Here is a 7191-nt window from a genome sequence, read left to right on the forward strand (position 1 = left end):
GCTATAAACTAGCTAATCCGAAAAAATATGGGACAAGATAAGGATGGAATCTTGCACTAGAATGCTTAATTTAAACAAAAAATAATCAGTAAAGACAAGTATTCATACTCTGCCTACCTATCTATATCTTCCTAACTACACAAGTTCCCGATTTGTCAGGTATTGGAATGACATATTCTGGTTTGTCTGAAAAAAATGAATCGATAGCTTTTTTAGCACCTGCCCAATACATACTTGAATAATCGTGCATAATAAGAAAACCTCCCTTGACCATTCTAGGATAAAAGTATTCTAATGATTCTGCTATAGGTTTTTCCAAATCACAGTCAATATGTACTATGCTAAATGATTCTAATTCTCCAACTTGCTCAAGACTCTCTGGAAAATAGCCTTTTACGTAAGTTGTGTTTTCTTCGCCTACTACCCTCTTGACATCAGCCAGCGAGGTGTCTTTAAATGAATCTTTGTTGGTGTTGCTATCAATTCCTTGAATATCTCTTTGGTCAAATCCCTCATAGGTATCAAAAAGATAACATGTAGTGCCTACTTGTCGTGCATATTTTGCCAAAAGAAAACCCGAATTACCTTTATACACACCAATTTCCATTACATTTCCAATAATATTCTCATCAAGCAAAGATTCTATACACAAGTTCAGAAAGAAAAACCTTCCTAAATCTCCACTATTATTAAAATAATTTCCATCTATCCACTTATTAATATCTTTATATTCAAGAAAATTAGATTGCTTCTGATACTGAGCAAAATTGTCTGAATATCTATCTGGTAGGTGGGAAAGATAAAACAAACTATTGTTCTCACTGGATAATATATGTCTATTTACTGAGTTTGTGCTATGGATATAATGAATAAAAAAACGTTCAATATCAACTCCTGTAACTTTAGAAAGAGAAGATAGCAACTTAACTGTGAGAGATATTAGTTTTGATTTCATTTTTTGTATAAAATTCGAATTTTGATGTATTGTTTTAGCTTGGCTAAGTAAGGATGATTTTAAAATAATCGGATAAAGATACATATTTATAATCAAATGCCTTTGAAAAATCGCAGGATAGCTGTAGTTAAGTATAAGGGAAGATTTTTTGAAAAAATATGAGCGAAACTGAGATTTTATTAAAGACAACTTAAACAAAAGTCATCTTGCCCTACCTAAAAATTATGTAAAAACTGAGCCTAGCCGATTTTATCTTGCAGTAGGATACTTTTAGATGTTAATTCGTAGTTTTAATACTATAAAGTTGTTTAAGTCCTGAAAGTGAGCGAAGCGAATGCAATTGTCGATACTGACCTAAATAATTTGTTTTATTCTTAAACAACTTCTATAAATAGAGAGAAAAAGAAAAACACAACTTAAATTTATTATCCATTTTTTACTTATGAATTCAAAAACTACTTTTAAAGTATCTGTTGTCTTTGTTTTGCTGCTTATCAATTTTTTAAGCTTTGCTCAAGCTCCCTTAGACGGTGATAATTCACTTATTTTAGACAGCATACAAATCAAAAACACTCAAGTGCAGTTGCAAACCCAAAAAAAAGAGTGGCTGCTTCGTCTGTTTGATGGAATAGAAATTACAACAAAACATTCGTTGGAAGAAGTAAAATGGAAACCGAATTTTTATGAAAAAATAAAACAGTTAGAAAATCCAAGTTTTTTTTATACACATTTAGATTCTACTATTTTTTATCAAGAAATGTATATACAAAAATGTGTTTTGTTGTTCAAGACAAGAACTTACAGTTTCGATACTACTCAACAAAAAGAAACTCCAAATCCATTTAGTGAATATATTTCTATGGCTAGTTTAGAATATAATACAGTTACAAAGAATTGGGTGCTAATACATTTTGATAAAAACTATGGGCTCAATAGACTCAATACCAATGTTATTTCTTTAGAAAAAATAGGCAAAGAAATATATAGCCTTTTTCTGACTACTTACCAAGATGAATATTTTACCAAAACGTCATCAACTACAATTTATGATTTATCTACACATAAAGATATAAAGACTATCAAAATTCATTATGATAATTTGGGATATGATTTAAGTGAGTTAGAAACTATAAATAGAGATAAAAAAATATCTTTTTTACAAGAAAGCAACACAGACTATTATCAACTTATTATCACAACATTCGAAGACAATAAACCTATCAAAACAGAATCTTTTGAATATGATGAAATTGAAGGTTATGTTCTTAAAAAATAATTAGTTTTGTAAACAGCAATGAAAAAGGTTATCTTTTTTCTCTCTTGATAGCCAATACATTGGAAGGAGCTTCAAAAAGTTCTAAGTTAAAATAAGGAACGGCAGCAAAAAGATGGTCGAAAATATCGGAGACAATTTTTTCATATTCTAGCCATTCTTTGCTTCTACTAAAGGCATAAATTTCTAACGGAACGCCCTGTGGAGTAGCTTCCAGCTGCCTACTCATCATTATCATATCGCTATTGACATTCGGATTTTGATGAAGATACTTTTCAATGTAAATACGAAAAACTCCTAGATTGGTCATATTTTTTCCATTTAGAAGGAGTTTTTTGTTATTGTGATGTTCATTGTTATAATTGTTTATTTCCTTGCTTGTCTGCTCCAAATATTCTCTTACCAATTCAATGTCTTTTAATTCTTCTACGTCTTCTTCACTCAAATAATGAATGCTAGAGACTTTCAAAAGTATAGAGCGTTTTATTCTTCTTCCCTCCGAACGTGTCATTCCTCGCCAGTTTCTAAACGAATCTGAAATCAAGTAATACGTCGGAATAGTTGTGATGGTTTTGTCAAAATTTTGAACTTTTACAGTAGCCAAACTTATCTCTATCACATCGCCATCTGCATTGTATTTGTCCATCGTTATCCAATCTCCAATCCTAACCATATCATTGACTGTAACTTGTATGCTTGCCACAAAACCCAAAATAGTATCTCTAAAGATGAGCAAAATCACGGCAGAAAGCGCACCCAAAGCAGAGAAGAATGTCCAAGGAGATTTATTTGTCAGTAACGTAAAAATATATACCACAGCAGCAAACCAAGCAAAAATCATAAATACCTGTACGTAACTATGAATTGGCTTATCTCTAAACGAACGCATAGTTTTAAGGTAATCACTAAACGTCCTTAAAATACTTTGTACTAGCAAAACTACCACAAAAACAGCAATAATATCAACGCCTTTTTCTATGTAAACATACGTTTGAGGAAAGTCCCAAAGCACGAATGGCAACGCATAAAGAATAAAAAGAAGGATAAAAAGATGAGCCGTAAGCCCAGCAGCGTTATTTTTTACCAAAAAATTATCAAACTGATTTTTAGTTCTTTCGGAAATATGCGTAATCAGTTTTACAAAAAGGGTTTTGAAAATACGGTCTAAAACATAGACTATAACAAACAAAACAATCACACCAATCAAGGCATTGAGATATTTTGCGTTTTGTGTCTCCATTCCTGCATTGCGAAACAGACGATAAAAATAATGTACAATTTGTTCTGAAGTAGGCATTAGTAAATGGATAATTAGCTTCGCTGAGCTAAAGGTTGAAAATGGACAATTAACAATTAAATGAAATTCTGATACTCAATTTTTACGCAAAGAACAGCAACAAATTCATTTTTAACTTTTCATTATTCATTCAATTATTGTTTCAAATAGCGTCTTTTATACTTAAATAAGTCTGACTTTGTGGGAATACTTTCGTTATGCAATCTATCGACAGCCGTAACCAAATAGGTGTATTTGCAGTTTTTACGCACATTTGGGTCAATGTAAAAACACTCTTTTTGTCTCAAAATAGCTGCAATATTTGCAGGGTTTTCAGTATCTATTTTTTGTCCGTCTTCAAATCTGTACACAATAAAATAAGTCGGCTGTTCGAAAGGGTCAGAGGTTTTTTGTGCTTGCCAGTGTAAAACTGCTCCTTTCCTAGAACCAGAAATAGTTAGATTCATTGGTGGAGGTGGAGGCGTTTGGTCTATCCATGTCAAGACAGGAGGCAGAGCCTTAAAGCGATAAAAATTTGCCTTCAAAGAATCTTGAACGTGGGCAGGATTATCTTCTAAAAAGCGTGAGCGATAAAAAACACTTCCTGCTGCCATTCCTCGTCGCCTTCTCATAATACGAATTTGGTCGCTCATTTCAGAAGGATTGTTCCAACGCTCATCGTATTTGTCATTCTCAATTTTATAGACAGCGTGTCCGATGTAAATATGTCTTCCAAAATTATTTTCTTGCCACCAATCAATCATTTCTTTATAAGGAACGGCATTAGATTTCGTACTAAAATAAACTTGTGGAGCTAAATAATCTATCCAACCACGCTGTAACCACAAACGAGTATCTGCATGCAAATCGTCGTAAGCCGAAATAGCTTTTGTTTCAGAGCCTAATTCATCTTTACTTTTGTTTCTCCAAACAGCACACGGACTAATTCCAAATTTAATATAAGGTTTTATATTTTTGATGGCTAACGAAGTTTCCTTTATGAATGTGTTGATATTATCTCTTCTCCATTCTTCTATACTAGAAAATTCTTGCCCATATTTTTTGAAAGTTTCCAAATCATCATAAATTCCTGCATCTGGATAAGGATAAAAATAATCATCTAAATGTACGCCATCAATATCATAGCGCATCACTACTTCAGTAATAATCTCTTTTACAAATTCCCTTGCTTCAGGTTCTCCTGGATTAAACACCAAACTATTTCCTACTTGCATAAACCATTCAGGATGTAGATTGGTAATATGATTTTTAGGCAAATCTATTTTTTTTGATAAGTTCATCACAGCACGAAACGGATTGAACCACGCATGAAACTCCATTGATTTTTTATGAGTTTCTTCTACCATAAAGGCTAAAGGGTCATAAAACGGCATTGGCATTTGTCCAATTTTGCCAGTCAAGACAGACGACCACGGTTCACGCACAGAAGGATAAAGTGCATCTCCAGAAGGGCGTACTTGTACAATAAGGGCATTAAGGTTATTTTCAGAGTGTAGATTGACTAACTTTATAAATTCTTCTCGCTGTGCCTTCGAATCAAGATTAGATTTAGAAGGAAAGTCGATATTACCAACACTGGCAATCCAAACAGCTCTAAATTCTCTTTTTGGTGAAGGATTAAGTAACAAATCTTGGGCAAAAGCAGTTTGATAGGCAAGTAGCAATGACAAACACTGTAAAAAAACAATTATTCTTTTTGTAAACATAGACGAGTTATATAGTTTATAGGACTAGACTAAAGTTACATCAAAGGTATTACATTATTTTTTTGTGTTCAACTGTCAGAATCAAGTCATCTTAATTGCTTTTCAATTTTAAATTAATTGGGGCTATTTTTAGGTTTAAATTTACCCTCAAAAGATTTGAACTATTAAAATCTAAATTGGTTTTTATTCTAAAATCTTCAATCTTAAATTATACATTCAATTATGGAATATAAAAATCCACTTCAACTTATAGATAATCTTGTCGGACAAGCAAATGAATATCTTTCCAATCAGATGGTTATTAGTCGCCCTGCTGTCAATGTTTCTGAAAATCAAGATTCTTATTTTGTGCAGCTTGCTGCTCCTGGTTTGAAAAAAGAAGATTTCGAAATAGATGTATCTAGTAGCACTCTTACTATATCAGCTAATAAAGGACATGAAACGTCAGCTTCTACAGGAAAAAAATACACTCGTAGAGAATACAGTTTTTCACAGTTTAAGCGTAGTTTTTCACTTCCTTCACATGTAAATACCGACAAAGTGGCAGCAAAATATGAAGATGGTATTTTGGAAATAATTTTGCCATTTATAAAACAAGAGCCTCCAGCTGATACAAGAAAAATTAAAATCGACTAAGGTTACTCATTGACAATTGATAAATATTTATTTTTTGAATAATTTTTTATAAGAAATCACAACGCATTATTAAAATATATGGATTATTACAAAACATTAGGGATAACAAAATCTGCTTCAGCAGACGAGATAAAAAAAGCATTTAGAAAGTTGGCTGTAAAATATCATCCAGACAAAAATACAGACAACCCAAATGCAGAGAAAAAATTTAAGGAAATAAATGAAGCCTACGAGACATTAAAAGACCCAGAAAAGCGAAAGAAATACGACCAGTTTGGTAAAGACTATCAAAAATATGAAGGCGCAGGTGCTGGAGGTGGAGCGTATGACTTTAGTGGAAATGGTGCTGGAGGTGGATATGCTCGTTATGAAACTAACTTCGAAGATGCTTTTGGGCAAGGAGGTTTCAGTTCTTTCTTCGAACAAATGTTTGGAGGAAAAGGAGCAGGCTTTGGTTCGGCAGCTTCAGCAGGGAGAGACTTAGAAGCTGAAATGACTATTACTTTGCAAGAGGCGTATTTTGGTACAACTCGTACTATTAGTGTAAATAAACAACAACTGCGTATTAATATAAAGGCAGGAACAGACAATAATAAAAAGTTACGATTAAAAGGAAAAGGAGAAAAAGGCTCAAACGGACAGAGTGGAGATTTGTATATTATTGTAAAGGTAGAAAAGCATCCAACTTTTGAAAGAAGAGCAGATGACTTGCATTGCACTGTAAAGGTAGATTTGTATGCTGCTGTTTTGGGTGGTAAAGTTCAAATTCCAACAATAAAAGGAAGTTCAATAAATATTACGATTCCGAAAGGAGCGCAAAATGGACAAAAACTAAGACTCAAAAATTTAGGAATGCCTGTCTATGGAAAATCTGATAAGTTTGGAGATATGTTTGTCAAACTTCGTGTAGAAATTCCTACAAAATTAAGTAGTAAAGAAGAGACGTTATTCAAAGAGCTTAGTAGATTGAGAAACGAATAATTTTAACTGTTTAGCATAGTCATAAAAAGTATCACAAATTTTTGAAAAATAGTAGTAATCAGATTGCCTTTTGATAGGTAATCTGATTTTTTATTTTGATAGTATTACAAAACGTGTTAGAAAAAATTCTAGTAAGGTTATAATATAAGAACTTTAGAGTCAGTTATTCTGTTGAGTGAAAAAGAACATATATAAGTATTTTATTTAACTTATTGATAATGAGGTGTTTGTTTTATTTGTTGCGTCTGCAAACGTTTTGTGTTTCAAAAAAGTTTCTTTATTTCTTCGAAAATGTTTGCATTTATATAAATAGTTCGTACTTTTGCCCTCCCAAACGGGGAAA

The 7191-nt window shown here is 32.4% G+C and carries 6 protein-coding genes; 3 read left to right on the forward strand and 3 right to left on the reverse strand.

The window, feature by feature from the left end; genetic code table 11:
- Nucleotides 1-121: 121 nt before the first annotated feature.
- Nucleotides 122-955, reverse strand: a complete 834-nt coding sequence (locus QZ659_RS19555; RefSeq protein ID WP_291728597.1) for a TylF/MycF/NovP-related O-methyltransferase — start codon at nt 953-955, stop codon at nt 122-124.
- A 442-nt stretch (nt 956-1397) separates the two neighbouring features.
- Between QZ659_RS19555 and QZ659_RS19560 the strand changes: the two genes are divergently transcribed.
- On the forward strand, nt 1398-2231 hold the full coding sequence (locus tag QZ659_RS19560) for a hypothetical protein (RefSeq protein WP_291728599.1): 834 nt from the start codon (nt 1398-1400) through the stop codon (nt 2229-2231).
- A 28-nt stretch (nt 2232-2259) separates the two neighbouring features.
- Here QZ659_RS19560 and QZ659_RS19565 read toward each other — a convergent pair whose 3' ends face one another.
- The gene (locus tag QZ659_RS19565; RefSeq protein WP_291728628.1) at nt 2260-3525 is read right to left on the reverse strand and encodes a mechanosensitive ion channel family protein; all 1266 of its coding nucleotides are present in this window, start codon (nt 3523-3525) and stop codon (nt 2260-2262) included.
- Nucleotides 3526-3659: 134 nt separating this feature from the next.
- Entirely contained in the window at nt 3660-5231 is a 1572-nt protein-coding gene (locus QZ659_RS19570) for a glycoside hydrolase family 10 protein (RefSeq protein WP_291728630.1), read from the reverse strand.
- A gap of 222 nt (nt 5232-5453) precedes the next feature.
- Between QZ659_RS19570 and QZ659_RS19575 the strand changes: the two genes are divergently transcribed.
- A complete protein-coding gene (locus QZ659_RS19575; RefSeq protein ID WP_291728633.1) occupies nt 5454-5867 on the forward strand; it encodes an Hsp20/alpha crystallin family protein in 414 nt (137 codons plus the stop codon).
- Nucleotides 5868-5945: 78 nt separating this feature from the next.
- On the forward strand, nt 5946-6848 hold the full coding sequence (locus QZ659_RS19580; protein WP_291728635.1) for a DnaJ C-terminal domain-containing protein: 903 nt from the start codon (nt 5946-5948) through the stop codon (nt 6846-6848).
- The last annotated feature ends 343 nt before the right edge of the window (nt 6849-7191 follow it).

This window comes from Bernardetia sp. (genome assembly GCF_020630935.1).
Lineage (GTDB): Bacteria > Bacteroidota > Bacteroidia > Cytophagales > Bernardetiaceae > Bernardetia.

Excerpts from the sequence above, each read along its gene's own strand:
- QZ659_RS19555 (WP_291728597.1), bottom strand. The coding sequence starts at position 955 with ATGAAATCAAAACTAATATCTCTCACAGTTAAGTTGCTATCTTCTCTT.
- QZ659_RS19560 (WP_291728599.1), top strand. The coding sequence starts at position 1,398 with ATGAATTCAAAAACTACTTTTAAAGTATCTGTTGTCTTTGTTTTGCTG.
- QZ659_RS19565 (WP_291728628.1), bottom strand. The coding sequence starts at position 3,525 with ATGCCTACTTCAGAACAAATTGTACATTATTTTTATCGTCTGTTTCGC.
- QZ659_RS19570 (WP_291728630.1), bottom strand. The coding sequence starts at position 5,231 with ATGTTTACAAAAAGAATAATTGTTTTTTTACAGTGTTTGTCATTGCTA.
- QZ659_RS19575 (WP_291728633.1), top strand. The coding sequence starts at position 5,454 with ATGGAATATAAAAATCCACTTCAACTTATAGATAATCTTGTCGGACAA.
- QZ659_RS19580 (WP_291728635.1), top strand. The coding sequence starts at position 5,946 with ATGGATTATTACAAAACATTAGGGATAACAAAATCTGCTTCAGCAGAC.